3 protein-coding genes are annotated in these 2,180 nt (G+C 59.2%); 1 reads left to right on the forward strand and 2 read right to left on the reverse strand.

What is annotated here, in order from left to right; genetic code table 11:
* Positions 1–110: 110 nt before the first annotated feature.
* Both LQ215_RS29350 and LQ215_RS29355 read right to left on the reverse strand, forming a co-directional pair.
* The gene (locus LQ215_RS29350; protein WP_058544380.1) at positions 111–383 is read right to left on the reverse strand and encodes a hypothetical protein; all 273 of its coding nucleotides are present in this window, start codon (positions 381–383) and stop codon (positions 111–113) included.
* 410 nt (positions 384–793) lie between these two features.
* Positions 794–1,525: a DUF899 domain-containing protein gene (locus tag LQ215_RS29355; RefSeq protein WP_230153725.1), complete on the reverse strand. Its 732-nt coding sequence runs from the start codon at positions 1,523–1,525 to the stop codon at positions 794–796.
* A 185-nt stretch (positions 1,526–1,710) separates the two neighbouring features.
* Here LQ215_RS29355 and LQ215_RS29360 point away from each other — a divergent pair, with 185 nt between their 5' ends.
* Positions 1,711–2,103, forward strand: a complete 393-nt coding sequence (locus LQ215_RS29360; protein ID WP_223472326.1) for a transcriptional regulator — start codon at positions 1,711–1,713, stop codon at positions 2,101–2,103.
* Positions 2,104–2,180 lie beyond the last annotated feature (77 nt).

Below are 2,180 nucleotides of genomic sequence, written 5' to 3' on the forward strand. Positions count from 1 at the left end.
TGGCCTCGGGAGTGCTGAAATATTCTGCGAGGTCAAATTCTATAAAGGTCTCGATCATTTTACTCTCCGCGCATGTGAAAAACGGGCGACCCAAAGGTCGCCCGTTTTCGTTACTCAGCAGCTTGCGCCCGCAGCCGTCTCCCAATCACATCCATCACATCGCAGCCATCCCGCAACGCTATCGTCAGCATTTTGCAAAAGTCAGAAAGCACCACCGTATCGGAGCTGATATCCGAGCGGAACGCGATGTTTTCCAGCACCTGGGTCACGGTGCGGATGCGGTAGTCGGCGGTTTCGAAGAGAACATCGAGCGGGGCTTCGGTATCGATGAGCAACGTTGCGGGGACGCAGTCGATGCCAGTGATGGGCATGTATCGATTCATTTTGAAGATCTCTGTTTGATTGGCTGAAAGCCATCACTCAGTCGTCGCCAAACGATTGGGTGGTGGCTGTGCGCAGGTTGGCGAACCGGTTACAGAGAAAACCGGCAGATCCGAAGATCTCCCGCGCACAGCCGCCGTGGAATATAGCGGCTTTGCGGGTGCGTCGGTACCTGCAATCAGCTGGTAGCTTTCGCATTCTCTGTAATCGAGTCGCCAAACCCGAATCGCCTTTTTGGGCGACGAGGGACTATAGGCTGGCCCCCTCCAGTGCCACAAGACTCCGCTTTCCGAGCTTCATGTAGGACGTTTGGCCTGGGATTTGTCGGCTTAAAGCAGGCGCCTGCTGCGCAGTCGAGCGGGAGCAAGCTCCCTCGCCACGGGGGGCGCGCTCGACCGGGCGGGTTGGCTCATCAACCATGGCAGCAGCCGTGGGGCTTGGCCTCTTCGTATTTATCGTGATGCCGCACCCAGTCCATGATTTCGTCTTCGTTGCGGCCCTTGGGCGTCAGGTCGAGGTAGTTGTAGGTGCCAACCAGGATGTCGAGGCCGCGGGCGTAGGTGGAGTAGGTGTGGAAGACGTCGCCGGCTTCGTTGCGATAGAAGACGCTCAGGCCGGGGAGTTCGCCTTCGGTGGTATCGGTTGTTTCGTAGTTGTAGGTGGCTTTTCCGGTGGCGGTGTCTTCGGTTTTGAAGCTGACGCCGAAGTCGTAGTTGAAGTCGCAGCCTTGCGATGAGACCCAGTCGAAGGCCCAGCCCATGCGGCGCTTGAAGGGTTGGAATTCGGCGAAGGGCGCGTGGGAGACGGCCACGATGGCCACGTCGTGGTGGGCCAGGTGTTGGTTGGCGCCGTCGATGTGGTCGGACAGGAAGGAGCAGCCCTGGCAGCCTTCTGTCCAGCCGGGGCCGAACATGAAGTGGTAGATGATCAGTTGGCTGCGGCCGCCGAACAGGTCGGCCAGGCTCAGTTCACCGTGGGGGCCTTGGAAGCGATAGGGTTTTTCGATTTTTACCCAGGGCAGGGTGCGGCGTTCGGCGCTGAGTTTGTCCCGTTCGCGGGTGAAGGCTTTTTCGTGGGCCAGGTGTTGGCGGCGGGCGGCGAGCCATTCTTCCCGCGAGACGACGGGATGGTTCTCTACGTTCATGGTGATTTCTCCTGTGGACAGGGCCGCGAAATCGGCCTTCAACAGTTGGTCGTTTGGCCCCAGAGCCATTCGACAGGCCGTTGGTCGGCTCAAGTTTGAGACCGCCCGGAAACCCGGCTGAACGGCGGCGCGACGCCTCGGTCACAACCTAGGTAGGCATCTCACTCTTTGGAGGATGGACCAGGATGACGACTTATAACTGGGACTTGATCGAACGGTTGTTGCACGAAGTGCAGAACGGCGCCGGTCACAGCTTTGCTCCTCGGGCTTACGCGGAGGAATACGCGGCGGCGAAAGGGGCTGAAGGCGAGGCGATCGATAACCTCGATCATCTGAAAGCGGTTGCCGGGGAGTACGAGAAGTTGCTGCTGGAGCGTGGCTATATCGAGCCGCGGCCGGAGGAAGAGGGCGGCAATGGCGAGAATTTTGTGCTGACGCCGCGTGGCTCGCGGTTGTTGAGCCTGATCGACAGCAGCATCCCGGGTAATGATCATCCGCGCCAGGTGCTGGATGAGCAGGAGGATGCGCTGGATGAGTTTACGTTTGATGAGTTGGCTTCTAAGGCGCAGATTGCCTGACAGGCCTGCACTGAATCCTGTGGGAGCGAGCTTGCTCGCGATAGCGGGCTGACATTCAGCAGATGTGTTGCCTGTTC

It is taken from the genome of Pseudomonas brassicacearum (assembly GCF_918698105.1).
GTDB lineage: Bacteria > Pseudomonadota > Gammaproteobacteria > Pseudomonadales > Pseudomonadaceae > Aquipseudomonas > Aquipseudomonas brassicacearum_F.